The following is a 24,954-nucleotide window of genomic DNA, read 5'->3' on the forward strand; positions in this document are numbered from 1 at the left end:
AGCATGACTGGATTTTTGCTTGTAAAGAACATAATAATTTACTAGATTTTGTATTTCTTGTAAGATAATAAAGAATATTCAATCATTAATTAAAGGAAGAGATATAAATGAAGCTGCCGCTATTACAAATAGAGACAGAGAGACTTATGATTCGTCCGTTCCAAAATGATGATTATGAAAGTTGGTTCGATGGATTTCATAAGAGGTTACCATCGCAGTATAAATATGACGATGGTTATCAAGTTATGGCATTATCAACAAAAGAATGGTTCACGGAATGGATTAGAGGATTTGATGAAGCAGCACATCGAGATGAGATGTATGTATTAGGTATTTTTCGTAAAGAAGACGGAGCTAATATTGGAAAGCTAGAGCTGATAAAAATTTTACGTATGGATTATCAATGGGCGATGATGGGGTATTCCATACATAATCAATACTGGAAAAATGGATATGGCATGGAAAGTGTGAAAGCTGCGCTATCGTTATTCTTTAACAGTCTTCATTTTCATAGAATTGAATTACATATACGTGTTGATAATGAGCCATCCGTTCGTCTTGCGGAAAGAGCAGGTTTTTCTTTTGAATGCAAGAGAGAGGCGTTTTCATTAGAGAATGGTAAGTGGATGGATTTTCTTATTTATTTTAAAAATAAGGAGATGGATATATGAGAGTGGTTATTACGGATAGAAATTGTAGATTGGAGGTGCAGTGGTGAAGTACGATCTTACAGTCATCAAAAACTTATTCGGCCCTTCCAAAAAAGTATTAAATGGCTTACCAAATGCAGTAACAATTGAAGAAACAGAAGAAGATGTTTTGTATAACGTACAAGCGTATAAAGAAAAGATAAGTAGATTTGAAGAAGTTTGTTTTAACTGGGAATTAAAAAGAGCGAGTATTGTATTAAACAAAAGGTTTAGTAGTTATAACTCAAGTGTGAGAGTGTTACTTCATGCAGGTTTTTCTTTATATGCCGCAAAGATAGAAGTATGTAGAGAATTGAACAATATAGAGGAGCTTGAAAGACAATATACATATCGATCAATAGCAGAAGGAACGTTATCGGAAAAAGAATTTAAATATATTTGGGAACAATGTATGTCGGGTTCAGGGAATCAAACTTCAATTTTAACTATCGATGAGCATTTTTATTCCGTGCAAACAGAGTTAGGTAAGGGCTGGGAAAAGTCATGTATTGTTTTTTATGATAAAAATGAGCCGATTGGTATGTCCATACCGCATATAGAAACTGGAACAGAAAGTGAAGGACGGTTATTTTATTTCGGGGTAATGTCTGATTATCGCGGGAAAGGAATTGCTTCCCAACTGCATCTTCAATCTTTACATATGTTAAAGGAAATGGGGGCTACTTATTATATCGGAGGCACACATACTTCAAATGAAAAGATGCAGAGAATATTTTGGAGAAATAATTGTTCGTTGAAAACGGAGCTAGAGCTTTATTGTAAAAACTTTACAAAAAATTAGAAAAAGCCTGGCATTTTGCCAAGACTTCTTCTTATCTATTCAACACTTCAATATAAGAAGCATTTCCCGTTGTTCTTAAAGCAGAGCGGAAATTATTATTTTCTAACGTTTCAGCAACTTGTTTTAATTGCTGGGCATCATCATGATGAATAATTAAACTATCTGCACCACTTTCTTCTATATGAATATGTTCGAAATTTCCGATGGCATCATGTACAGCTTTTAAAAATTCAGGTTTCATATTGTCCTCCTATATGTATGTAACGTTGTTGTTAGTATTTCCTTATTTTTGAAATATAAAAGTAAATGAATTTTTGTTATATTAAGATTTTGGAAGGGATTTGCCATTTGTTTGTCAAATGATAGTAAAGTTGTCTTTTGAATTGAGGGAATCTTCGGAATTGAAGGGTGAGGGAATGGACATTTCAATAATTGCTGCACAACTAGTTAAGGAGAACGTGATTTCACATTATCCAAATAGCATAAAAGTGTTGAACGGAGGAACGACAAGTACAGTATATTTGTTGGGCGAAGCATATGTTGTAAAGCTGAATGAAGCGGAAGTGATACGTGAAGAATCTTATTTCCTTCAGGTTTATAAAGGTAACGATTCGTTTCCAAAGCTTTTATATAAGGATTCTTTTAATCGATATATTGTTTACTCATTCCTTGAGGGCACAACTTCGTGTAAACCTGGTCATAAACGGGATGTACTTTGCAAACTTGTGAAGGAAGTTATCAATAAGTATGAGATAATTCCAAAGGCGAATGGCTGGGGATGGAAAGAAAGTCCGGTCCAATCTTGGAAGGAATTTTTAACTACAAATGTGATGGAAGCTTATGAAAATGTAAGATGTTACATAAGTGAAGAAGAGTATAGAACAGTTCTTAAGTTAGCAAATAATCCAAATAGGGGGACTGGAATAAATCAGCCATTTTTATTGCATGGTGATCTTGGATTTCATAATTTTATATTTCAAGAAAATAAGCTGCACGGTGTAATTGATCCTTTACCGGTTTTAGGAGATCCCTTATATGACTTAATTTATGCGTTCTGTTCAACTCCAGAAGATTTAACGAAAGAAGTAATTGATTATGTGATGAAACAGTGTGTATTTCATAAAAAAGACCGTGATTTATATGAAGAAATAGTCATAGGATTATATTTGCGTATAGATACATGTTTAAGACACCACCCGAAAGATTTAGAAGATTACTTAACAGCTTGGCGTTATTGGATGAGCGAGGCTGAGATGACTCTATAGTACAAATATTTTTGGGGAGAGAGTGAGATGAATGTTTCAGAAGCGAAAAAGGATTTAGCAAGAAAAACGAAGAGAGGCTTACCAATTATATTAGCTGGCATTTTATTTTGGGTAGTTATGAGTATAACGGGCTTTGTTCTTTCTGAAAAACAAGTTGTGTGGGTGTATATAATTGGTATGGGCTGTGTGTTTCCTTTCGGTTTAATGATAGCTGCTATATTGAAAATTGATATGTTTGCGAAAGGAAATCCGTTAGGGGTTTTGGCAGGATTAATTGGCGGAATAAATGTATTGAATATTCCGCTTGTATTATTTGCGTATTTTCAAATTCCAGAGTGGTTACCTTTTGTAGTAGCGATGTTAATAGGTGTTCATTTTATCCCGTACGTATGGATTTATGAAAGCAAAAGTTATGGTTTATTGTCAGTAGGGACTGTATTCGTAACGTCAGTTTGCGGGATTCTTTTTGCAGAAAAAGGATTTACTGTAATTCCGTTGTCAGTTACAGTTGTCTATTTACTTACTTTTATAAGTTTATTAATTGAAAATAAAAAAGTAGATTATTATCAACAAAAATCAGCTTAATAAAGATATAGAGATAGGGGGAATTATTATGAAAAATTTCGTTTGTACAACGTGCGGCGTACAGTATGCAGCGAGTGTGGAAGAACCGATAAGTTGTGTTATTTGTGATGAGGAGAGACAATATGTGAATCCGAAAGGGCAGTCTTGGACGACTTTAGAAAACTTGCGAACGAGTGATACATATAAAAATGAAATAATAGAAGAAGAGCATGGACTTTATAGCATTACGACAAAACCTAAATTTGCGATCGGTCAAACCGCATTTGTTATAAAAACGGATTCCTATTGTTTATTATGGGATTGTATTACTTATTTAGATGAAACGATAATTAAGAAGATAAAAGAGTGGGGCGGGTTAGATGCGATTGCACTGTCTCATCCTCATTATTATTCAACGCAAGTAGAATGGGCAGAAACGTTTGATGTACCAATTTATATACATGAAGACGATAAAGAGTGGGTAGTACGCCCGAGTAGTCGTATTATTTATTGGTCTGGCGAGTCTTTACAATTAGCGGACGGAATTACTATTCATCGTCTCGGAGGCCATTTTAGCGGCGGTTCTGTCTTACATTGGGAAGAAGGAAATGTTGGGAAAGGTATTTTATTAACAGGTGATATTATTCAAGTTGTAGCGGATCAGCAGTGGGTGAGTTTCATGTACAGCTATCCGAACTTAATTCCATTACCGGCGAGAAAAGTGGAGGAAATGGCGAATCGAGTGAAGCCATTACAATTTAATCGTTTATATAATGCGTTTCACGGAGTAGTGAAAGAGAATGCAAATGAGGCAGTGGAACGTTCTGCTGAAAGATATATTAAGGCGGTAGAAGGAAAGTTATTTCGTACGTGAAAAGTAATTTGATAAGCAGCAAAGCACTGGATGCTTTGCTGTTTTTATAGTATTGAAATAACGTCGATATAATGAAAAAATCCTTGAAATATTTCAAGTTGTGATCGATATATTTGAAAAATCATCGATATAATTTCATGCCCCCAAAAAGAGCAGATAGAAAAAAGCAAAGCGATATCACTTTGCTTTTCATTGTTTTTAGTAGTCAGTCTAGAAATGCTTGTTGCAATGCTTTCAGTCCATCGCTGTAGATGCCATGAAACAGATTAATTGCCTCTTCATCACTAACCTCAACAGGAGTGAACGTACCAGACCACTCTACTAACGATGTGCTACTTTCAGTACCTTCTTTCACCTGGATTGTAGATAAATAATTAGTGACTGGGAATGGTGCATTCATGATTGAATACGTGTAGTAGCGTTCTTTCTCATTGAATACTTCTAAGCGTTCTATAATCGTATCACCATCTGGATTAGCTAGGTGACGTACACGACCACCTTCAGTTAATTTACTGCTAGGTATATAAGGTAACCAGTCTGGAAGGGAGTTGAAACCTCCGATTAATTGCCATACTTGTTCAGGTGAACCGAAAATTTCCATCGATGTAGTAGTATGTGCCATGTTCATTACGCTCCTTTTTATCTCGATATTTGCGAGCAAATAATCAGTGGGGGATGACCCCACTGATTAAGGTTTCAAATTATTTTACTTTGATAGGTAGTGGTGCATTAGGGGCTACTAGTTTTTGTTCGCGCATTTCTTCCCAAAATGCTGCTGGAATTACTGTGTTTAAGGCATTTTGGTCTTCTACAATGCGTTCCGGTTTACTTGCACCAGGAACAACGGCAGCAACTGCTGGATTCGCTAGTGAAAATTGTAATGCAGCAGCTTTAATGCTGATTTCGTGACGATTTGCAAGAGCTTTGATTTTCTCAACTTTTGAAATGATTTCTGGTGATGCTTTTTGATATTCGAAGTGAGCGCCTCCAGCAAGAATACCTGAGCTATATGGGCCACCAACAACAATATCCATATTATGCTTTACAGCAGCAGGCATTACTCGTTGCAATGCGCGCTCGTGATCTAATAATGAATAACGACCAGCTAGTAAGGATATATTTGGTTTCGCTTCTTCTAAATCAAGCATAAGTTCAATTGATTCTACTTTGTTTACTCCAAGCCCCCAGCCTTTAATGACTCCTTCTTCACGTAAACGTGTGAGCGCACGGAATGCTCCTGTTCGAGCAGTTTCAAATTGTGAAATCCACTCATCACCATAAAAGTCTTGTGCTAAATCATGAATGAAAACAAAGTCTAGACGATCTGTTTTTAAACGTTTCAAACTTTGCTCGATAGAACGAAGAGTTGCATCTGCGCTATAGTCATTGATCATTTTATTTTTACGACCAAATTCGAAAAGGCCGCCTTTTTCACCTAAATCACGTGCAGATGGATCTTCCAGTTCATCGGAAATCGTTCGACCTACTTTTGTGCTTAAAAAGTAATCATCACGATTTCTTTTTGATAGTGCTTCACCAAGACGAATTTCTGCTAAACCAGAACCGTAAAGTGGAGCTGTATCAAAGTAACGAACGCCATTCTCCCAAGCAGCATCCACTGTAGCGATTGCTTCTTCTTCTGGGATATTACGGTACATATTTCCTAGTGGTGCTGTACCAAAACCGATTTTTTCTTTTAGTAATTTATTCATTAAAGATATCCTCCTAAAATGTATTTGAAAATTGATTAGTGATTTTGAAAATCAATATATAGCATTTCGTTGTCTGACAAAATGCATGATAAAAATACTCACTTTAAAGTACGGGTACTAAAATGTAATTTCTAATACTGCATGACTCCCTCAACTCTTACAAATGCTATTATGAAATGTATTTTACATATTGAAAAGTACGTACTTTAAAGTGATATAGATACTAAAAAGTAATACAGGTACTTCTTGGTGCCGTACTACTCATTTGCTGTTTACGTATGCTATTATGAAACATGTTTAATACAATAAAAAGTACGTACTTTAAGGTGCTATAGATACTTAAAAGTAATATTTCAATCTTTAGCTTAATTACCTTATAACATTATCCCGCATTAACGGGCCGTAAGATCCCCACCTCAAAATTCAGTGAAAGCAAAGAAGTTAGGTGGGGATCAACTGCCCGTAAAGGCCCGATTGGTGCGGGCTAATAATCAGTGGAGGATCACCCCCCACTGATTAAAGTTTCACTTTATTAAAGGAGATTTTTATATGAAAACATACAATATTCCTGTAGAGGCGACTTTAGAGGTTATCGGTGGAAAGTGGAAAGTCGTTATCCTTTGTCATTTAAAGAAAGACAAAAAGAGAACGTGCGAATTAAAACAATTAATGTCTGGTATTACACAAAAGATGTTAACGCAGCAATTACGTGAATTAGAAGAAGATGGTGTAATCGAGAGAAAAGTGTATAATCAAGTGCCGCCAAAAGTAGAGTATTCTTTAACGGATTACGGTCATTCTTTAGATGCTATACTTGATTCTCTTTGTAACTGGGGAGAAAATCATCTTGAAAAGAATGGTAACACGTCTATGCTTATAACAGCAGCTGAATAAAGAAGAAAAAACGAGCGATAATACGCTCGTTTTTTCTTTTGATTTGTCATGTATATAGAGGGGGGAAGCGGCATAATTACTTTTTGGTAATATAGGTACTTTTTTGTGCTGTAGGAACTAAAATGTGCCGTATAGAAAATTAGTTGTTTTTACGTAACAATAGAGAAGAAATTTAGAAAAAAGGAGGGAGATTAAGTGAAACAGTATAATATACCGATAGAAGCAACTTTAGAAATTATCGGGGGAAAGTGGAAGGTCGTCATTTTATGTCACTTAACGAAAGGAACGAAGCGAACGAGTGAGTTGCAGCGTCTAATTCCTGAAATTTCTGTTAGAATGTTAACGCAACAATTACGTGAGCTGGAAGATGATGGTGTGATTACACGTGAAATCTATAAAGAAATTCCACCCCGAGTAGAATACTCCTTAACTGATTATGGGTGGTCTTTGCAAAATGTATTAAATCAATTGACCGTATGGGGAGAACGATGCATAGATAGAAAAAATAGTAAAGTTAAGTGAAATCTCTATATGTAATATTGAAAACACCACCCAATGAAGAGGTGGTGTTTTTTCAGTATAAAACTATAGAAAGTTACTACGGTGAAAAGTAAGGATTTATACCATATCAGCAGCTGTTTTAGCCGTGATGAATAATTGATTAAAACTTTAATAGGTACTTAAAAGTGCCTTCATCACTTTAAAGTACGTACTATGCTTCATAATATAACCGTTTTATAATGACACTCGTAGCAAGAAGTCGTAATGATTTTAAGCTATGTTCAAAAAGACTTATTAACTAGTATAGTTTTTTGTTCAATTTCTTTAGTAGGAGATGTCTATATGGTTGAAGAACTTTTTTATAAAAAAATACTTAAAAATCTTTTTTCAGATCCAGTTCAAATTACACTTTGGAATGGAGAAACAATACAATATGGCGAAGGGGAACCTCAATTTCATGTAACATTCCATAAGCCGCTTTCAAAAAAAGAGATAGCTAAGGATCCTTCTATTGCCTTCGGTGAAGCATATATGAATGGGGACCTTGAAATAGAGGGGAATCTTGAAAAAGCAATTCAATCTATTTATAGAAGGCAGGATAGCTTTTTAGGTGATAGTAAGTTGCAATATTTCAAAAGTAAATGGAATTTCTCGAAACAAAAAAATAAAGATGATATTGCTCACCATTACGATATTGGGAACGATTTCTATAAATTGTGGCTTGATGAAACAATGACATATTCTTGTGCATATTTCCAAAATGAGCAAGATTCTTTAATGACAGCCCAGCATAATAAAGTGAATCATATTTTGAAAAAGTTGAACCTTCAAAAAGGTGATACGTTATTAGACATTGGTTGCGGGTGGGGTGAGCTCATTACAGCTGCCGCTAAGCGGTACGGTGTGAAGGCTATGGGCGTAACGTTAAGTGAGGAACAATATACTAAGACTTCTGAGCGAATTAAACAAGAGGGACTTACGGATTTAGTTGAAGTATCTTTACTTGATTACCGCGATATTAAGAATCGTAAATTTGATAAAATTGTTAGTGTAGGTATGATTGAACATGTAGGAAAAGACAACGTTACGCAATACTTTGAAACAGTGAATACACTACTAAATGACGGTGGGATTTCTCTACTTCATTGTATTACTTCTCCAGCCAATGGTGGTGCTACGAATGGTTGGATTGAAAAGTATATATTCCCTGGTGGATATGTTCCTGCTGTTAACGAATTAATCACGAACATGACAAACGAACAATTTTTCATTGTTGATGTGGAAAGCTTACGTAGACATTACGGGAAAACATTACAACATTGGGCTCAAAATTTTGAAAACGTACTGGAGGAAGTTCGCAAAACGAAAGATGAGAGATTCATTCGTATGTGGCGCTTATATTTAAATGCATGTGCAGCTTCGTTCTTTACAGGTAATATTGATTTACATCAATTTGTATTTACAAAAGGCATTAACGATGCAATTCCGATGACACGTTCTTATATGTATGAATAAGAGCGTGTAGCCAAGTAGCTCTCTACTATTCATCGAGTGTAAATAAAATGATGGTAGGACAAAAGTCTATAATTTAAAGTCGAGATGGGAACCAGAAAATGATTTCTATCTCGACTTTTTTAATATATAATTTCAAATTAAAAACTATATACTTTTAATAATAAAAATATATAATAAAATAGAAACAGAATTTTATGAGTAAGGAAGTTGAAGAATATGACATTAACAATGGGCTTTATTGGATTTGGAAAATCAGCTAACCGCTATCATTTACCTTATGTAAATACACGTGAAAATATAAAAGTAAAAACGATTTTTGCTCGCCAAATTAATGAAGAATTAGCGGCTCCATATGAGGAAAAAGGTGTTAGTTTCACTACTGATTTGAATGAATTGTTGAATGATAAAGAAATTCAAGTGGTGACGGTCTGTACGCCAGCACATACGCATTACGAATTAGCAAAAAAAGTTATACTTGCTGGGAAATCGGTTATCGTTGAAAAACCATTTTGCGATACAGTAGAACATGCGAAAGAATTATTAGCTTTAGGACGAGAGAAAGGTGTAGTAGTTATGCCTTATCAAAACCGTCGTTTTGATGGTGATTTCTTAGCAGTTAAGCAAGTTGTGGAACAAGGATTCCTTGGTGATATCGTTGAGGTTGAATCACATATTGATTACTTCCGTCCTGGTTCAATCACTCACGAAGGTCCAAAAGAAGAAGGTTCATTTTATAGTTTAGGTATTCATACGATGGACCGTATGATTTCACTATTTGGCCGTCCTGATACGTTGACATATGATATTCGTAATAATGAAGTGGAAGGTGCGGTTGATAACTATTTCGATGTTGGTCTACATTACGGAAATCAGCTGAAAATTAAACTAAAAACGAACCATATTGTAGCGAAAGATTATCCACGCTTTATCGTTCATGGAACAAATGGATCGTTTATTAAATACGGTGAAGATCAGCAAGAGAATGATTTGAAAGCGGGTATCATGCCTGAGAGTTCAGGATTTGGTGAAGATTCTCCGATGTACTATGGAATTGCTAAATATCGAAATGCAAACGGTGATTGGATTGAAAAACAAATTAAAACGCCGCTTGGTGATTACGGTCGTTTCTATGATGCAGCGTATGAAACAATTGTAAATGGTGCACCAAAACTTGTGAAAGACGAAGAAGCGGTAACGAATATTGAAATCTTAGAAAACGGATTTGCTGCTCCATCACCTTCAGTTTACAAACTTGAGGCTTTAAACTTGAATGAATAGAAGAGGGAATACAGTATAAAGGAGGTATGGAAATGGCAAGCGGATCAACACAAGTAAAATACCTCGGCATTTACCAAAAAATTAAACAGCAAATTTTAGACGGTGAATATAAAATTAACGAAAAAATTCCAAGCAGTCCCATCCTTGCTGAAGAATTTGGCGTTTCAGCCCTTACTATTAAAAAAGCGCTGGATTTGTTAGTTAGAGACGGATACATCATCCGTCGGCGCGGAAGTGGAACAGTCGTTCAAGATTGGCGTCAGCAGGAAAAGGCACGGATGATTCAAACTTTAACAGGTACAAAAGCTGTTTATGGCAGCGAGGTAGAAAGTAAAATTATCGAGTTTACGATTGTCGGAGCCGAGGAAATCATTGCTGAAAAATTGGGCATTTCAGTAGGGGATTTTGTATATAAAATCATTCGCCTCCGCATCATTCACAGTATCCCGACGATTATGGAGCATACATGGATGCCTATTTCGGTCATACCGGGTGTTGAGGTTTCTGTTTTAGAGGAGTCGATATATTCACACATTCAAAATAAACTAGGTCTTGAAGTAGGGACATCCGTTGTCAGGGTCAAAGGAGTTCGTCCAGATGGTAGGGAAAAACAGTTTATGAACTTAACACATCAGGATTTCCTAATGCGAGTCGAACAGGTAGCCTATTTAACGGACGGACGCACCTTCGAGTACTCTTACGCTGATCATCTGCCGGAAACCTTTGAATTTGAAACAGTCATTACGGCAAAAAATTATAAAGAGACATAAAAAATAGGTTGGGGCAAGTATTGCCTCAACCTATTTTCTGTTTTCAATATAGTAGGAACAGTTATTATTCATCAGCTGTAATAAGCATGGATGTGTTCCCGTTTTTTTCAAGATGAACTTCCCCCCAACTGCAGAGGGAATCGAGTATGGCTCCTAAAGACGAACCGTAATTAGTTAAAGAATACTCTACTTTCGGTGGCACTTGGTCATATACTTTTCTTTGGATTACATCATCTTCTTCCAGTTCACGTAATTGCTGTGTTAACATTTTTTGTGTAATACCAGGCATTAAACGTTTTAATTCGCTCGTTCTTTTTGTTCCTTTTTTTAAATGACAAAGGATAACAACTTTCCACTTTCCACCAATAACTTCTAAAGTCGCTTCGACAGGAATATTGTATGTTTTCATAAAAAACTCCTTTGATAAATTTAGATTATAGTTTTGGATTCACATACTAAAATTATTTCTTTTTAGTGCTTATAATACTTTAAAGGGTGTACTATTTATTGTGCTAAATATCGTTCATACTAACCGATGTAAGAGAGAAATAAGCAGAACTGCACTAGAAAGTTTATACGTTACTTTTTAGTACCTATAATACTTTAAAGTGCGTACTTTTTATTAGGTTGAATATAATCCATAATAGCACTTGTAAGCAAGAAATGAGTGAAATGTGCTTTAAAGGAGCCTTTATGCTATGGGGAATTTTACATGAGAACGATTTGGTGTGTTAATAAAATTAATCCAAGACTTAACAGTTGATTAATTGAACTGTAAAGTTTAAAATTACAGTAAGATTTTTAAAAGTGAGTTGTTATCGTCTGTAAAATGTAGCATGAATAATAGAGATAAATGAAACATTGCTGAATAACTAACATTACGTGAATTTGATTCTGAACTGTAATTTTTTTTAATACATTTAAATGACCGATATTTAAAATAGAAGTTTCACAAAGAACATTAAAGGAGTGAGTGAAATATGGTGGTTTTATATACAACAGCAAGCTGTAGTTCATGCCGAAAAGCGAAAGCATGGCTGGAGGAGAATCAAATTGATTATACTGAAAAAAATATCGTATCCAATTCTATGACAGTGGATGAACTTAAATCCATTCTTCGTTTAACTGAAGAGGGTGCTACTGAAATAATTTCAACTAGATCCAAAACTTTTCAAGACTTAAATATAAATATAGATGAGCTTTCGCTGAATGAATTTTATAAATTAATAATTGAGCATCCGCTAATGTTGCGTCGCCCAATTATGCTGGACGAGAAAAGATTACAGATTGGTTTTAATGATGAAGAAATTCGTAAATTTTTACCACGTAGCGTTCGAACATTCTTAAATATTGAACTGCAAAAGTTGGCTAATTAATAAGTAATAGTATGAAAGAGAAATTTTTTGAAAGGAGGAAACAGAAAATGATAGAAGTATGCGTAACAGTTAATTATAACGATAGAAATTATCAAACAAATGTTATTGTAAGCAAAGATACGGTGTGGACAAAAATTAAACAATTGGCAGAAGAACAAGTTAAAAAACAGTGGACTGTTTAAATTTATTTGCAACTTAAAAAGCGAAATGAAGTTAGGAGATATAGGGGAGTTCTGATAGAATATAAAGGGATTTAATTTTTCATGCTAAGCATGATTCTTATATATTTTAACGTTTGACTAACCTATCTGTAATATTTATGGCTACAGTATGTTACTAAGCGAGAAATCATATTTTTTATCGTAGGAGGAAAACAATGAACAGTGACTTTACCTTGGCCATTCACAGTTTAACTTATTTAGCTTTACAGCCAGACCGGATGTCAACAAGTAGTGCCATTTCAGAAAGTGCAGGTGTTCATCCAGTACGTATTCGCAAAGTGCTAAGTTTGTTAAAAAAACATAAGTTTATACAATCAAAAGAGGGAACTGGTGGAGGTTTTATTTTTGCCCGAGATTTAAGTGAAATTAATCTTTGGAATATTTATCAAATAACTTCAGAAGGTGCTCTGCAACCTAAATGTCCAGAGTCAAATGACCAGTGTATTGTAGGCTCGAATATGCGAAAAGTTCTTTTTGCTATTTTCTTAGGTGCGGAAGAACATCTAGGTGAATATTTAAAGAATTATACAATGAAAGAAGTTGTTGATCTTATCAATCAAGAACGTTAAGCGGCTTAATTATTATGTAGCCGTGAGTTCTTAAAAAATAAGTGTAATGAAAAATATTACAGTTTAATTTCGTTTTTATATATTTTTTATCGTTACAAAAAATATTTATAAGAAGGTGAAAAAGTATGGTGTCAAATAATAATCATGTTTTAAAAGAGGGAGATTGGGTTCGTGGAATATCAAATGAAGGTGAATTCATAGTTGGTTACATTGTATCACTTGATGAAGTGGAAGATGTAGTTACAGTTAGCATTGTGAAACGTGACGACAAGTACACAGTAAACGAAGCGATTTTACTCTTTAGTAAACACGTTAACAAACTCCCTGAATCAAAGGTAATCAATAAGGAGCAAATCCTTTATCTTATAGATCTTGCATTATTAACAGGGGATGAAGAATGGTTTATTGAGCTTTCTGCAAAACTGAACTCGATAAAAGAGTTAGTTAATGGGGGATTTTAAAGCATACATTAGTTACTTTTAATAGGTTGGATTGTGCAATAATATCATCTCTTTTGTTGCATTTTAATAAAAGAGGTGATTGATGGTATGAAAATAAAAATAATTAGCATCATATGTTTTCTGAGTTTTTTATTACCCTGTATTTCCGCTCAAGCAATTGTAAAAAAAGAAAATAAAGGAAATGATATAAAAACGATTCATTACAAACATAGGGATATTTCTGAAGAAGAGTTAAAAAAACTTGAATTAAGATGACATGGAAGTGAGTTGTTTGCACATCCTAATAACAATCATTTTGTAGATAAGCTGTCCATATGGGCCAGCTTATTTTGTTTTTTTCATTTAGCAAAATGTTAGAGGTTCTTTCGTTGCTATCAAGTTGAAGAAATGTATATGAATGCACTGTCTATAATATATATCCTAAAAATTGGTTTATACATTTAAAAAGATATTTCTTTTTAACCACGTTAATTATTTAGTAGAATATCTTTTTTAAATTGAAATAAAATTTTTCGATAAAGAAAAATATAAATATTTTTAAAATGAGTAGCTTAAATAAACAATATTTTACTGTATTTTATGCTGATTAATTCCGTTATAAGTGATAGGAACAAGGGTTACATGCTAACTGTAAAATATTATCCATGTAAAATTATATCCAATTAATATTTCTGAAAATATAAAAATATTAATTTTATAAATATACACGTTATAATGAGTGCGTCGAGAGAAATTTTATTATCTCTGGAGAAAATATAAAAATGCGATTACTAGTAAGAAAGGTGTGTGATTAGAGGCGAAATGTATGTAAAGTGCTTCAGTGGCTTGTGTAATCAATACCATAAATGCTGCCGAAGTTATGAAAGTGATGTTTAGAATTGAGAAAGAAATGCCTCATAAATGAAGAGAGGCCGGTTTATCTAAAATTACTGTTACAAGTAAGTAAGAGAAACCATTAAAGTAATACATTGTTATTAGAAATGTTGCAACGTATTTATGAAGTCTATTCAATATTGTTCTCTTAAGCGGTCTTTATATAAAGAGCGGGTAGTACGAGTAAACTTTTTTGTGAACGCTAACATTTATGTTAGGACGCTAACTAGCGAATGTTTCAATTTGGATTCATTATGATGAAGGACATACAATGTGGGGCAACTTGTAAGGAATTCATTTTCCGAAAAAGGAAATATTTGTTGGTTATAAAGAGAGACACAGGAATAGATACAAGGGGGAGTTATTATATGAACGGGAATACTGCAAAGAAAATAGAAGTTCAAGCTGAAAATATCGCACTAAAAAATGAGCAATATGCAGATCCGAAAAAGTGGCATAAGCAGGATACTACATGGGCATTGAGCCTATTTGGAACTGCAATTGGAGCAGGGGTGCTCTTTTTACCGATTAATGCAGGTTCAGGTGGTTTATTATCATTACTACTAATTACATTGCTTGCATATCCAGTTATGTATTACTCACATAGGGCACTTGCTAAAATGATATACGCTTCTAATTCTGCTGATGAGGGGATCACAGGTACAATTAGAGAGTATTTCGGAAATAAAGCAAGTATCATTTTTAACATCGTATATTTCGGTTCAATTTATACAATCGTACTAATGTATTCGGTTGCGCTTACAAATACTGCAAGTAGTTTTATCGTGCATCAATTGCACATGCCAGAGCCTCCAAGGGCTATTTTATCACTTGTATTAGTTCTTGGTCTTATCGCTATACTGAATTTTGGTCAAGATATTACTGTAAAGATCATGAGTATGCTAGTGTATCCTTTCATAGCTTCTCTACTTTTTATCGCAATATCTTTAATTCCACAGTGGAATACGTCAATGCTTAGCTTTTCAGCTGTTTCTAATACTTCAACAGGAACAGGATATTTTGGAACGATACTGTTGATTCTACCAATCATCGTATTCTCATTTAATCATTCACCTATGATTTCATCATTTGTTGTGAAACAGAGAGCTACGTATGGAATAGAAGCTACTGATGCTAAATGTGCGCAAATACAAAAAGTTTGTTATATCATGACATTCGCTGTAGTTATGTTCTTCGTTTGGAGTAGTACATTAAGCTTAACTCCAGAGGATTTAAAAATGGCAAAAGAGCAGAACTTATCAATCCTTTCATATCTTGCTAATGAGCTTAATTCGCCTGTAATCACTATTGCAGCTCCTATCATTGCTTTTGTGGCTATTACAAAGTCTTTCCTTGGCCACTATATCGGAGCATATGAGGTAATGCGTGACGTGATTATGAAGTTTGGTAAAACACGTGGAAAAGATATAGAAGAAAAAACAATTAAGACAATAATCCTTACTTTTGTCGTATTAACATGCTGGTATGTTGCTTATGCAAATCCAAGTATTCTTGGAATTATTGATTCACTTAGCGGTCCATTAGTTGCTGCTATCTTATGTTTATTACCGATGTATGCGATTCAAAAAGTACCGGTATTAGCTAAGTACAAAGGGAAAATGAGTAACGTATTTGTTATTATTGTAGGTGTACTTACTGTTTTAGCAAGTATTAAGTCATTATTCTAATTCACGATTGTTAGTTCTAATGTAAAATAAAATAGAACGATTTTGGGACAGACTTCTCCGTTTGGAGAGTCTGTCCCTTTTTAATGCGTTACAGTTTGATCTTATTGATTTTATGAGGGATTCACACATAATTGTAACTAAGGGAGATGATTTTAGAATGAGTAAACTGAATATTAGTACAAATTTTTCCGGAGATATAATTGTTACTCGTCTTATAGGCAAGATTAAAACAGATGATGTTTATGAATGGTTTAATGGCTTCGAGCAGGTTTGTCAGCAATTCATTTCCGAGGGACGGAAATACAAATTGCTGGTCGATAGAAAAGGATACATACCAGATCATTTTTCTGTTCAAAAAGCATGGAAAGAGAAGTTTTTCAATGAAACGATTTTGAATCACAGTAAGGCAATTGCTTTTCTCCTTGAAGAAGGGGAGATACTGAATTATTTACAACAGTCCAATACAAAAGAATCTGTAAAATTTTTCGATGATTATGAAGAAGCATTCCTTTGGTTGAATGGATATCCTATATAAAACTTTTAGTGAACCAGTTGCTTAAGCAACTGGTTTTTTATGCTTGTAAGTAGTATCCGGAAGAAAACTTCTATACGAAATGTTTAGCATTAGAGGACATACATTTTTAATGCGTTAAATATAATTCATAATAGCACCAGGAAGAAGAGTATACGCTTTACAGTAGAAAGCTCGTACGATAGAGTCACAGAAATTCAAAAATATCAATGTGGCATAAAGTGAGTAAGGGGGATGGATAAACATATGAGTACTTCAAATTTGAATGAAATCAGTAAACAAATTTTAATAGAGGAGGAAACACTTCAATTTTCCTCGTTTACAAATGAAGATGCACTGCAAATAGGTTTATTTATCGTTGAAACAGCGAAAAAGGAAGGGAAATTGATTGCTGTTGATATAGCGAAAAATGGTGTGCAACTATTTCATTTCAAGATGACAGGGACAACTGCGGAAAATACGCAATGGATTGAGCGTAAAAAACGAGTTGTTTCTTTGCATAATCATAGCTCGTATTATATGCAAATACAAAGTGAAATAACGGGTGTTCCATATAATGAAAAATATCTTTTAAATAGGTCGGATTATGCTGCGTTTGGTGGCTGCGTTCCTGTTCAAATAAAAGATGTAGGGGTTATTGGAATGATAACAGTTTCAGGATTACCACCAGAAGAAGATCACGAATTGGTAATAAGGGCAGTTAAAAATCATTTAAACCAATAGTTGTAGTGAATAAATAATTAACTTTAGTGGGCAAAGTGGTGTAACGGGAGTTAATGCAGATTTCCTTTCCAAAAGTCGTACATTTTAATTATTAAATAAAAAAGGCAAAAATGAACATATTTCTGTTCGTTTTTGCCTTTTTATTATTTGTCTGCGGTAATGAACATGGTCCTTTACATTTTTAAGCAATGTCCTCTAAAGTTGCCTCTACGGGAAAAGGGTATTCCTTCATTTGAAAGCCTTCTTCATGGAATGTAGATTTCAACTTTTGAGCAAAATAAGCTAGGTTATATAAATGTTACTTTTTAGTACCTATAGTACTTTAAAGTACGTACTTTTTAATATGTTAAATATCATTCATAATAGCACATGTGAGAGGGAAACAAGCTTTATGGTACTAGTAATTAACTATGTTACTTTTTAGTACCTACAGCACTTTAAAGTGCGTACTATTCATTATGTTAAATATATTTCATAATAGTACATGTAAGAGAGAGACAAGTTTTACGGTACTAAAAAGAGAATGAAACCGCTCATAATAGCGTTTGTAGAGATTAAATATATTTTTTGAAAGATAAAAGGGCCTTTTTATCGCACTATTATGATAGGAATTATAGGGAAGAGGGGAAACTCAATTGAATTCATATACAGTGTCGTCTTCAGAAGTTCGGACGAATCGAAGAAGTATATTTGCGTTATTAGCGCTAGCAATTAGTGCGTTCGGGATTGGGACAACTGAATTTGTTAGTGTCGGTTTATTACCATCTATTTCAGAAGACTTACATGTGTCGGTTACAACAGCTGGTTTAACAGTTTCTTTATATGCGTTAGGCGTAGCGTTTGGTGCTCCAGTATTAACGTCATTAACAGCTAATATGTCACGAAAAACGTTATTAATGTGGATTATGATTATTTTCATTATTGGTAACGGAATCGCAGCGGTAGCAACAAGCTTCACTGTATTACTTATTGCGCGAATTGTTTCTGCACTTTCGCATGGCGTGTTTATGTCAATTGGTTCAACGATTGCTGCGGCACTCGTACCAGAAAATAAGCGTGCTAGCGCGATTGCCATTATGTTTACTGGTGTAACAGTTGCAACTATTACAGGGGCACCAATTGGAACATTTATTGGTCAACAATTTGGCTGGAGAACATCATTTTTAGCAATTGTGGTAATTGGAATTATTGCCTTAATCGCAAATAGTATTCTCATTCCATCTAATATGAAAAAAGGTACGTCTGTATCATTCCGTGATCAGTTTAAATTGATTACGAACGGAAGACTGTTACTAGTTTTCGTCATTACTGCATTAGGATATGGGGGAACATTCGTAACATTTACGTATTTATCTCCGTTATTACAAGAAGTAACAGGATTTAAAGCTAATACGGTTACTATCATTTTATTAGTGTATGGAATCGCCATTGCGATAGGGAATGTGATTGGCGGAAAATTATCGAATCATAATCCAATTCGAGCGCTATTTTACATGTTCTTTATTCAAGCGATTATATTATTTGTTTTAACATTTACAGCACCATTTAAGGTAGCTGGGTTAATCACAATTATTTTCATGGGACTATTCGCATTTATGAATGTCCCAGGGTTACAAGTATATGTCGTAATGTTAGCTGAACGATTTGTACCGAGTGCTGTCGATGTTGCATCGGCAATTAATATTGCGGCGTTTAATGCTGGGATTGCTCTTGGTGCTTATTTAGGTGGTATTGTAACGAATTCGTTAGGGTTAATTCATACGGCTTGGGTAGGCGGCATTATGGTAGTAGGTGCTGTTGTTTTAACAGCATGGAGTATGACATTAGAAAAAAGAGATCAAGCAAAATAAAGGAGAGAAAATAAAATGAAAAACTTACAAAGTAAAACAAAATTGCATAACGGTTTAGAAATGCCTTGGTTTGGTTTAGGTGTATTTAAGGTAGAAGAAGGACCAGAACTTGTAGAAGCGATTAAAGTAGCAATTAAAGCAGGATACCGTAGCATCGATACAGCGGCGATTTACGGAAATGAAACAGCTGTAGGTGAAGGAATCCGTGCAGGTATTGAAGCGACTGGGATTTCAAGAGAAGAATTATTTATCACTTCAAAAGTATGGAACGCAGATCAAGGATATGAAGAAACAATCGCTGCATATGAAGAGAGTTTAAAAAAATTAAAACTAGATTATTTAGACTTGTATCTTGTTCACTGGCCTGTAGAAGGGAAATATAAAGATACGTGGAGAGCGTTAGAAACACTTTATAAAGAAAAGCGTGTACGTGCAATTGGCGTAAGTAACTTCCAAATTCATCACTTACAAGATGTAATGAAAGATGCAGAAATTAAACCAATGATTAACCAAGTAGAATACCACCCTCGTTTAACGCAAAAAGAATTACAAGCTTTCTGTAAAGAACAAGGTATTCAAATGGAAGCATGGTCACCACTTATGCAAGGTCAGTTATTAGATAACGAAACATTACAAGCAATTGCTGAGAAATACGGTAAAACAACAGCGCAAGTTATTTTACGTTGGGATCTTCAAAATGGAGTAATCACAATTCCAAAATCAACGAAAGAACACCGTATTATTGCAAACGCTGATGTGTTTAACTTTGAATTAACGAAAGAAGATATGGAAAAAATCGATGCGTTAAATCAAAATCATCGCGTTGGTCCAGATCCTGATAACTTTGATTTCTAATAGAAATGAGTAAAAGAGTGCAAAAAATTGCGCTCTTTTTTTATAGTTTCTATTCAATAAAGTGTTTCTGTTTATGATTTTTGGATTGTTTTAGGCTATGTGGAAAACTGATTTTAAAATAGTATAAAGTTTGACATAAAATAATGCATTCTATATTATGTATGCTATAGCATGTATATTGTAATTTATTTGGAGGTGGCATATAGACTTATATGATTTAACAGGACATCCTGTTCATCGTACTGATGTGAAGTTAACAAATTATATAAGGTAAGTTATTATCACATATTTATTATATAATTTATCCTTTATATGCTATAGCATATAAAAACTATTTCTTAACTGGTAATGTTCAAAATTTAAATAATATAGTAGGGAATTTATGAAACGAGGAGATTTTAGTTATGGAAAAATTCGTATTAGCGTTTGATAGAGAACTTGTAATTGCAGAAAAAAAAGACTCAACATGGAGCGTCCAATCGCAGTTTGTAGGTGCTAATCCAGTTGCGTTAGCTTCTGATCCATACGACCAAGAAAGAATGTATTGTGGTACTTTTGATAGGGGATTATGGAGAAGCGAAGATGGAGGAAGTTCATGGGAAGCGATTGGTACGTTGCCTTCTTTTGGTGAAGTGTTCCCAGCCAATGCTATTCATATGAAAGCTGTTACAGCAGTTTCTGTATCTCCAGCGAAGGGTGATGACGGTAACGGAATCGTATATGTAGGAACTGAACCGAGCGCAATGTTTGTATCTAAAAATGGGGGAGACAGTTTTGAGCTGCTAACTGATTATCGACAAATGCCATCGTATTCATCATGGTTCTTTCCTCAACGAACATATACACACCATGTAAAACACATTGAAATTGATGCTAATAATCCAGAAACTATTTATACAACGATTGAGGTTGGGGGATTAATTAAAAGTGTAGATGGCGGTATGACGTGGACTGAGGAAAAAGAGGGGAACTATCCTCAAGATATTCACATTCTTAAATCACATCGCAATGCTCCAAATCGTTTATACGGGGTGTTAGGTGATTCATTCTTGAAAGAACCAGGTCAAGAATATGCGGAGAGCAATAATGGAGGTAAGACTTGGAACTATATGTGTAGTGGGCTAAAGCATCATTACGCATATCAAATGGCAGTTAACCCAAATGATCCAGAAAATATTATTATCGCGACATCTTCAAATCCACACGTAGCGCATGATTACAGTAATGGAAATTGTGAATCATTTATTTATAAGAAAGAAAAAGATCAGCCTTGGGCAGAAATGAGTGCAGGTTTACCAACTCCTAAAGGAACAATCATACCAGTATTAAAGGCAACAGGTGATGGAACGTTCTATCTATTTAGCAATAAAGGAGTTTATCAGTCAGTAGACGGTGGTTCAAATTGGACATCATTAGAGATTCCTTGGGAGAATAGATTTATGGAACAACATCCTTATGAGATGTTAATTATTAAATAAGTGACGAGTATAGTTTCTACTACAGTTCATTAGTAATATTTAGTTGAATTTAAATTTAAAATGTAAAAATCCAGGTGATGCGTTATTCATGCTACCTGGCTTTTTGTCGGTTAAAGTTATATTTGTGTAAATATGAAACAAGCAGGATACATGAATAGAGAATGGGTAAAATAGTACCGAATGATCACTAGATTTTATCAATAGTGTTATAAGGCTTTTTTAGGGCAACTGAAGGAAGCGGTGTGTATAGATTCAGAGTGATTGGCAATGGGTGTTATGAAGTTCAATGATTCAAAAATGGACTCATTTAAACGCATATTATCTTCGAGATATATCATTTTGAAGAATATTAAAACTCAGGAGGAATTGAATTATGACAAAAGATTTCTATACTGCACTAAAAGAAAGACGTACTTACTATGGGATTAATAAAGAGGTACAAGTATCGGATGAAAAAATTAAAGAAATCGTGGAGTTTGCTGTGAAATATACTCCATCCGCTTTCAATTCTCAAACTGCGCGATTAGTTGTATTATTTGGTGAAGCTCATAATAAATTATGGGATATTACAACTGAAACATTAAGAAAAGTAGTTGGAGATGGAGATTTTTCAGGAACGCAACAAAAAATGGATTCTTTTAAAGCTGGTTATGGAACAGTACTATTCTTTGAAGATGAGGCTATCGTTAAATCGCTTCAAGAAAAATTTGCTGCATATGCTGAAAACTTCCCAATTTGGTCACACCAAGCATCAGGTATGCACCAATTAGTCGTGTGGGCAGGTCTAGAAGCAGAGGGATTAGGGGCATCTTTACAACATTATAATCCACTAATTGACGATGAGGTAAAACAAGAATGGAATGCCCCTGCTAATTGGAAACTAATTGCACAAATGCCATTTGGTAATCCAACAGCTGCACCAGGTGAAAAAGAATTCCAACCGCTTGAAGAGCGTGTGAAATTTCATAAGTAATATTCAAATGTAATAATACGGTCTAGCTATAGTAGAGTTATCGCTCTAGGGTTAGGGATATGCTATTGATGAAATTCGGAAAAACACTATTATATTTTTAAAAAGAACAAGGCGATCATTTTTGATCGCCTTGTTTAACATTTGTACAATTAATCTACGCATTAAGCTAAACAGCACGAATGAATCATTATTTTTAGTATCGAGTTATAGTTACCAAGCGTTTTTTAACACTATTTTACCTATTGCTTTATTCGACTCCAAATACTCATGTGCTTGTGTAACTTCATCAAAAGTAAAAGTTTTCGAATCTAGCAATGGACGAAGTTTTCCTTCTTCTACTATTTGAGTTAGTTTAGTTAAAATTTCCCCGCAAGCGCCACGTTTATCTGTATGTAATATTTTTAACGCCATAAAAGTAACGTGCAGAGTAAGTCCTTTTGCGTGTAAAGGAGAGAGGTCATGGGTTGAACGAGCTGCAATTGTTACGACAGTTCCATTGACTGCAGCAGCTTCAAAAGAATGATCGAGATTTTGGCCACCTACCGTATCAAATATAACTTCAAATCCGTTTCCATTCGTATGTTTTTGCACATATTCTTGAACAGATTTTTCTTTATAATTAATAGCTATATCGGCTCCTAGACGATGGGCTATTTCCATTTTGTTTTGCTGAGAAGTTGTTGTAAAAACTTTAGCACCTGCCCATTTAGCTAATTGGATGGCTACGTGACCTACACCACCAGTAGCTCCGTGAATGAGTACATTTTGACCAGGTTTAATATTTGCACGATCAAATAAAGATTCCCAAGCTGTAATTGCAACTAATGGCAAGACAGCTGCTTCTTCCATTGTTAAATTGTTAGGTTTGTGAGCAATCAGTCGTGCATCAGCAAGCATAAATTCTGCAAGTGCACCTCCAGTTTCTTTAAAACCTCCGGCACATCCGTATACTTCATCCCCAGATTTGAATTTCGAAACACCTTCTCCTACTTCAATGACAATACCAGCTACATCTCCGTGTAATATAGCTGGAAACTCAGGAGCGACTGCTGAAACGGCACCACTACGCATTTTTGTATCGATTGGATTTACACTTGTTGCTTTTACATGGATTAGAACATGACCTGGTAAAAGTTTCGGTTTTGAAACTTCTTCTAATTGAAATACAGATGAATCCCCAAAAGAATGGATAATTTGTGCTTTCATTGTGTATACCTCCTGTTTGTGGTTATAGCATAGCAAAGTACGGAAAATAAGTATAATATTTTGAATTTGGTTAGTAAGGGCTGATTAAAGTTTCACTTTATTATTACTCACTTAGTATAGGTACTTAAAAGTGCCTACATCACTTTAAAGTACGTACTGTTATTCATGTTATGACCGATTTATAATAACACTCGTAGCACAAAGAAAGTTATAACGATTACAATCGGCAACAATGTGGTGTTACAGTACTGCTCATGAATTTTGAGAAGAAATATAAAAAGTAAAGAAAACTATAGATTTATATGAATGAAGGAGAGTGAGTGAAACACATGGAAAAGTTTGCGAACCATTTTGGATATAATCGTATGTTTGCGAAAGATCAACTTACATTAGGAGTTCACATTCCGATTGAAAATTATCAGTTTCATGCTCCAACGATGGAAAAACAAGTAGAGTTAGTGCAAAAAGCAGAACAATATGGTTTTACAGGTGTATGGCTTCGCGATGTATTGCTGCAAGACCCTGATTTTGGCGATCCTGCAACAGGTCAAATTTACGATATGATGATTTATTTAACGTATTTAGCAAGTAAAACAGAGAAAATCGCATTTGGAACGTCGGCAACCGTATTGTCACTTCGCCATCCATTGCGTGTGGCGAAAGAAATTGCGACATTAGATCAACTGTTTCCAGAAAGAATTATGCTCGGCGTTTCATCCGGTGACCGACGTGCTGATTTTAAAGCGTTAGGTGTTAGTCATGAAACAAGAGGTGAAAAGTTTAGAGAAGCGTTTGCTTACCTGGAAGAGATTTTGTATAAAAACTTCCCAACAATTGAGTCGACATTAGGAGAAGTGCATGGTGCAAATTTAGTTCCAAAACCGTCTAAACGTGTTCCAACCTTTATCACAGGTTTTAGTCAGCAAAATATGGACTGGTTCGCTGAACATGGAGATGGATGGATGTATTATCCACGTAGTCCGGTACATCAGGCTGCAGCAATTGGACAATGGAGAGAACGAGTAGAGGATTATCATCCAGATGTATTCAAACCATTTATACAACCGATGCATTTAGACTTATCTGAAGATCCAAATGAACGTCCTACACCGATACGTTTAGGTTACCGTACAGGGCGTAAGGCACTAATTGAATTACTTGATATATATAAAAGTATTGGTGTGAATCATTTATTCCTTGCTCTATTTGATGGTCAACGTCCAGCTGACGAAGTATTGGATGAGCTAGGAGAAGAAGTACTACCTCATTTCCCAGCATTGTAAAG

27 protein-coding genes and 1 pseudogene are annotated in these 24,954 nt (G+C 34.7%); 23 read left to right on the forward strand and 5 right to left on the reverse strand.

The window, feature by feature from the left end:
* Nucleotides 1-107: 107 nt before the first annotated feature.
* Nucleotides 108-671 carry a GNAT family N-acetyltransferase gene (locus tag MKO96_RS13915; protein ID WP_240587775.1) on the forward strand — a complete coding sequence of 188 codons (564 nt, stop codon included), beginning with the start codon at nucleotides 108-110 and terminating at the stop codon, nucleotides 669-671.
* Between the two features lie 43 nt (nucleotides 672-714).
* Nucleotides 715-1,491, forward strand: a complete 777-nt coding sequence (locus MKO96_RS13920) for a GNAT family N-acetyltransferase (RefSeq protein WP_240587776.1) — start codon at nucleotides 715-717, stop codon at nucleotides 1,489-1,491.
* Nucleotides 1,492-1,522: 31 nt separating this feature from the next.
* Here MKO96_RS13920 and MKO96_RS13925 read toward each other — a convergent pair whose 3' ends face one another.
* The gene (locus MKO96_RS13925; RefSeq protein ID WP_240587777.1) at nucleotides 1,523-1,732 is read right to left on the reverse strand and encodes a hypothetical protein; all 210 of its coding nucleotides are present in this window, start codon (nucleotides 1,730-1,732) and stop codon (nucleotides 1,523-1,525) included.
* A gap of 175 nt (nucleotides 1,733-1,907) precedes the next feature.
* Here MKO96_RS13925 and MKO96_RS13930 point away from each other — a divergent pair, with 175 nt between their 5' ends.
* Genes MKO96_RS13930 through MKO96_RS13940 form a run of 3 tightly spaced genes read left to right on the forward strand, consistent with a single transcriptional unit; the run spans nucleotide 1,908 to nucleotide 4,194 of the window.
* On the forward strand, nucleotides 1,908-2,756 hold the full coding sequence (locus MKO96_RS13930) for a phosphotransferase (protein WP_240587778.1): 849 nt from the start codon (nucleotides 1,908-1,910) through the stop codon (nucleotides 2,754-2,756).
* 27 nt (nucleotides 2,757-2,783) lie between these two features.
* Nucleotides 2,784-3,341 carry a DUF7010 family protein gene (locus MKO96_RS13935; protein WP_240587779.1) on the forward strand — a complete coding sequence of 186 codons (558 nt, stop codon included), beginning with the start codon at nucleotides 2,784-2,786 and terminating at the stop codon, nucleotides 3,339-3,341.
* Nucleotides 3,342-3,369: 28 nt separating this feature from the next.
* Nucleotides 3,370-4,194 (forward strand): MBL fold metallo-hydrolase, encoded by an 825-nt coding sequence (locus tag MKO96_RS13940; protein WP_240587780.1) that lies wholly within the window; start codon nucleotides 3,370-3,372, stop codon nucleotides 4,192-4,194.
* A 205-nt stretch (nucleotides 4,195-4,399) separates the two neighbouring features.
* Here MKO96_RS13940 and MKO96_RS13945 read toward each other — a convergent pair whose 3' ends face one another.
* Entirely contained in the window at nucleotides 4,400-4,816 is a 417-nt protein-coding gene (locus MKO96_RS13945) for an SRPBCC family protein (protein WP_240587781.1), read from the reverse strand.
* Between the two features lie 79 nt (nucleotides 4,817-4,895).
* Nucleotides 4,896-5,906 carry an aldo/keto reductase gene (locus tag MKO96_RS13950; protein WP_240587782.1) on the reverse strand — a complete coding sequence of 337 codons (1,011 nt, stop codon included), beginning with the start codon at nucleotides 5,904-5,906 and terminating at the stop codon, nucleotides 4,896-4,898.
* A 549-nt stretch (nucleotides 5,907-6,455) separates the two neighbouring features.
* Between MKO96_RS13950 and MKO96_RS13955 the strand changes: the two genes are divergently transcribed.
* The 5 genes from MKO96_RS13955 (at nucleotide 6,456) to MKO96_RS13975 (ending at nucleotide 10,864) form a co-directional block, all read left to right on the forward strand.
* Entirely contained in the window at nucleotides 6,456-6,800 is a 345-nt protein-coding gene (locus MKO96_RS13955; protein ID WP_071771906.1) for a winged helix-turn-helix transcriptional regulator, read from the forward strand.
* Between the two features lie 195 nt (nucleotides 6,801-6,995).
* Nucleotides 6,996-7,322 carry a winged helix-turn-helix transcriptional regulator gene (locus tag MKO96_RS13960; protein ID WP_000816333.1) on the forward strand — a complete coding sequence of 109 codons (327 nt, stop codon included), beginning with the start codon at nucleotides 6,996-6,998 and terminating at the stop codon, nucleotides 7,320-7,322.
* Nucleotides 7,323-7,643: 321 nt separating this feature from the next.
* Nucleotides 7,644-8,816: a cyclopropane-fatty-acyl-phospholipid synthase gene (locus MKO96_RS13965; protein ID WP_240587783.1), complete on the forward strand. Its 1,173-nt coding sequence runs from the start codon at nucleotides 7,644-7,646 to the stop codon at nucleotides 8,814-8,816.
* 216 nt (nucleotides 8,817-9,032) lie between these two features.
* Nucleotides 9,033-10,094, forward strand: a complete 1,062-nt coding sequence (locus MKO96_RS13970; protein ID WP_240587784.1) for an oxidoreductase — start codon at nucleotides 9,033-9,035, stop codon at nucleotides 10,092-10,094.
* A gap of 32 nt (nucleotides 10,095-10,126) precedes the next feature.
* Complete coding sequence (locus MKO96_RS13975) at nucleotides 10,127-10,864, forward strand: GntR family transcriptional regulator (protein ID WP_240587785.1); 738 nt, start codon at nucleotides 10,127-10,129, stop codon at nucleotides 10,862-10,864.
* Between the two features lie 64 nt (nucleotides 10,865-10,928).
* Here MKO96_RS13975 and MKO96_RS13980 read toward each other — a convergent pair whose 3' ends face one another.
* Nucleotides 10,929-11,273: a winged helix-turn-helix transcriptional regulator gene (locus MKO96_RS13980; protein WP_240587786.1), complete on the reverse strand. Its 345-nt coding sequence runs from the start codon at nucleotides 11,271-11,273 to the stop codon at nucleotides 10,929-10,931.
* A 571-nt stretch (nucleotides 11,274-11,844) separates the two neighbouring features.
* On the opposite strand from MKO96_RS13980, the gene spxA reads away from it, so the two are divergent.
* From spxA to MKO96_RS14040, 12 genes and pseudogenes are all read left to right on the forward strand, one after another.
* Entirely contained in the window at nucleotides 11,845-12,240 is a 396-nt protein-coding gene (gene spxA / locus MKO96_RS13985; protein WP_088097117.1) for a transcriptional regulator SpxA, read from the forward strand.
* 47 nt (nucleotides 12,241-12,287) lie between these two features.
* A complete protein-coding gene (locus MKO96_RS13990; protein WP_240587787.1) occupies nucleotides 12,288-12,422 on the forward strand; it encodes a BA3454 family stress response protein in 135 nt (44 codons plus the stop codon).
* Between the two features lie 194 nt (nucleotides 12,423-12,616).
* The gene (gene saiR / locus MKO96_RS13995) at nucleotides 12,617-13,030 is read left to right on the forward strand and encodes an Rrf2-family transcriptional regulator SaiR (RefSeq protein WP_240587788.1); all 414 of its coding nucleotides are present in this window, start codon (nucleotides 12,617-12,619) and stop codon (nucleotides 13,028-13,030) included.
* A gap of 125 nt (nucleotides 13,031-13,155) precedes the next feature.
* Entirely contained in the window at nucleotides 13,156-13,491 is a 336-nt protein-coding gene (locus MKO96_RS14000; RefSeq protein ID WP_240587789.1) for an IDEAL domain-containing protein, read from the forward strand.
* Between the two features lie 87 nt (nucleotides 13,492-13,578).
* Nucleotides 13,579-13,677, forward strand: a pseudogene (locus tag MKO96_RS29595) (DUF3888 domain-containing protein); the annotation flags it as partial.
* Between the two features lie 1,055 nt (nucleotides 13,678-14,732).
* Nucleotides 14,733-16,052: an aromatic amino acid transport family protein gene (locus MKO96_RS14010; protein ID WP_240587790.1), complete on the forward strand. Its 1,320-nt coding sequence runs from the start codon at nucleotides 14,733-14,735 to the stop codon at nucleotides 16,050-16,052.
* 112 nt (nucleotides 16,053-16,164) lie between these two features.
* On the forward strand, nucleotides 16,165-16,587 hold the full coding sequence (locus tag MKO96_RS14015; RefSeq protein WP_240587918.1) for an STAS/SEC14 domain-containing protein: 423 nt from the start codon (nucleotides 16,165-16,167) through the stop codon (nucleotides 16,585-16,587).
* A gap of 243 nt (nucleotides 16,588-16,830) precedes the next feature.
* Complete coding sequence (locus MKO96_RS14020) at nucleotides 16,831-17,307, forward strand: heme-degrading domain-containing protein (RefSeq protein WP_240587791.1); 477 nt, start codon at nucleotides 16,831-16,833, stop codon at nucleotides 17,305-17,307.
* 635 nt (nucleotides 17,308-17,942) lie between these two features.
* Nucleotides 17,943-19,157 (forward strand): MFS transporter, encoded by a 1,215-nt coding sequence (locus tag MKO96_RS14025; protein ID WP_240587792.1) that lies wholly within the window; start codon nucleotides 17,943-17,945, stop codon nucleotides 19,155-19,157.
* Nucleotides 19,158-19,172: 15 nt separating this feature from the next.
* Nucleotides 19,173-20,012, forward strand: a complete 840-nt coding sequence (locus MKO96_RS14030) for an aldo/keto reductase (RefSeq protein WP_240587793.1) — start codon at nucleotides 19,173-19,175, stop codon at nucleotides 20,010-20,012.
* A 404-nt stretch (nucleotides 20,013-20,416) separates the two neighbouring features.
* Nucleotides 20,417-21,490, forward strand: a complete 1,074-nt coding sequence (locus MKO96_RS14035) for a WD40/YVTN/BNR-like repeat-containing protein (RefSeq protein WP_240587794.1) — start codon at nucleotides 20,417-20,419, stop codon at nucleotides 21,488-21,490.
* Nucleotides 21,491-21,863: 373 nt separating this feature from the next.
* Entirely contained in the window at nucleotides 21,864-22,463 is a 600-nt protein-coding gene (locus tag MKO96_RS14040; protein ID WP_240587795.1) for a nitroreductase family protein, read from the forward strand.
* Nucleotides 22,464-22,673: 210 nt separating this feature from the next.
* On the opposite strand, the gene MKO96_RS14045 is transcribed toward MKO96_RS14040, so the two are convergent.
* On the reverse strand, nucleotides 22,674-23,669 hold the full coding sequence (locus tag MKO96_RS14045; RefSeq protein ID WP_240587796.1) for a zinc-dependent alcohol dehydrogenase family protein: 996 nt from the start codon (nucleotides 23,667-23,669) through the stop codon (nucleotides 22,674-22,676).
* Between the two features lie 329 nt (nucleotides 23,670-23,998).
* Here MKO96_RS14045 and MKO96_RS14050 point away from each other — a divergent pair, with 329 nt between their 5' ends.
* Nucleotides 23,999-24,952: an LLM class oxidoreductase gene (locus MKO96_RS14050; protein ID WP_088097106.1), complete on the forward strand. Its 954-nt coding sequence runs from the start codon at nucleotides 23,999-24,001 to the stop codon at nucleotides 24,950-24,952.
* Nucleotides 24,953-24,954 lie beyond the last annotated feature (2 nt).

The organism is Bacillus sp. ES1-5 (assembly GCF_022487605.1).
Taxonomy (GTDB): Bacteria; Bacillota; Bacilli; order Bacillales; family Bacillaceae_G; genus Bacillus_A; species Bacillus_A wiedmannii.

Coding starts and splice junctions, on each gene's coding strand:
- MKO96_RS13915 (WP_240587775.1), top strand. CDS start 108: ATGAAGCTGCCGCTATTACAAATAGAGACAGAGAGACTTATGATTCGT.
- MKO96_RS13925 (WP_240587777.1), bottom strand. CDS start 1,732: ATGAAACCTGAATTTTTAAAAGCTGTACATGATGCCATCGGAAATTTC.
- MKO96_RS13930 (WP_240587778.1), top strand. CDS start 1,908: ATGGACATTTCAATAATTGCTGCACAACTAGTTAAGGAGAACGTGATT.
- MKO96_RS13935 (WP_240587779.1), top strand. CDS start 2,784: ATGAATGTTTCAGAAGCGAAAAAGGATTTAGCAAGAAAAACGAAGAGA.
- MKO96_RS13940 (WP_240587780.1), top strand. CDS start 3,370: ATGAAAAATTTCGTTTGTACAACGTGCGGCGTACAGTATGCAGCGAGT.
- MKO96_RS13945 (WP_240587781.1), bottom strand. CDS start 4,816: ATGGCACATACTACTACATCGATGGAAATTTTCGGTTCACCTGAACAA.
- MKO96_RS13950 (WP_240587782.1), bottom strand. CDS start 5,906: ATGAATAAATTACTAAAAGAAAAAATCGGTTTTGGTACAGCACCACTA.
- MKO96_RS13955 (WP_071771906.1), top strand. CDS start 6,456: ATGAAAACATACAATATTCCTGTAGAGGCGACTTTAGAGGTTATCGGT.
- MKO96_RS13965 (WP_240587783.1), top strand. CDS start 7,644: ATGGTTGAAGAACTTTTTTATAAAAAAATACTTAAAAATCTTTTTTCA.
- MKO96_RS13970 (WP_240587784.1), top strand. CDS start 9,033: ATGACATTAACAATGGGCTTTATTGGATTTGGAAAATCAGCTAACCGC.
- MKO96_RS13975 (WP_240587785.1), top strand. CDS start 10,127: ATGGCAAGCGGATCAACACAAGTAAAATACCTCGGCATTTACCAAAAA.
- MKO96_RS13980 (WP_240587786.1), bottom strand. CDS start 11,273: ATGAAAACATACAATATTCCTGTCGAAGCGACTTTAGAAGTTATTGGT.
- spxA (WP_088097117.1), top strand. CDS start 11,845: ATGGTGGTTTTATATACAACAGCAAGCTGTAGTTCATGCCGAAAAGCG.
- MKO96_RS13990 (WP_240587787.1), top strand. CDS start 12,288: ATGATAGAAGTATGCGTAACAGTTAATTATAACGATAGAAATTATCAA.
- saiR (WP_240587788.1), top strand. CDS start 12,617: ATGAACAGTGACTTTACCTTGGCCATTCACAGTTTAACTTATTTAGCT.
- MKO96_RS14000 (WP_240587789.1), top strand. CDS start 13,156: ATGGTGTCAAATAATAATCATGTTTTAAAAGAGGGAGATTGGGTTCGT.
- MKO96_RS14010 (WP_240587790.1), top strand. CDS start 14,733: ATGAACGGGAATACTGCAAAGAAAATAGAAGTTCAAGCTGAAAATATC.
- MKO96_RS14015 (WP_240587918.1), top strand. CDS start 16,165: ATGAGGGATTCACACATAATTGTAACTAAGGGAGATGATTTTAGAATG.
- MKO96_RS14020 (WP_240587791.1), top strand. CDS start 16,831: ATGAGTACTTCAAATTTGAATGAAATCAGTAAACAAATTTTAATAGAG.
- MKO96_RS14030 (WP_240587793.1), top strand. CDS start 19,173: ATGAAAAACTTACAAAGTAAAACAAAATTGCATAACGGTTTAGAAATG.
- MKO96_RS14035 (WP_240587794.1), top strand. CDS start 20,417: ATGGAAAAATTCGTATTAGCGTTTGATAGAGAACTTGTAATTGCAGAA.
- MKO96_RS14040 (WP_240587795.1), top strand. CDS start 21,864: ATGACAAAAGATTTCTATACTGCACTAAAAGAAAGACGTACTTACTAT.
- MKO96_RS14045 (WP_240587796.1), bottom strand. CDS start 23,669: ATGAAAGCACAAATTATCCATTCTTTTGGGGATTCATCTGTATTTCAA.
- MKO96_RS14050 (WP_088097106.1), top strand. CDS start 23,999: ATGGAAAAGTTTGCGAACCATTTTGGATATAATCGTATGTTTGCGAAA.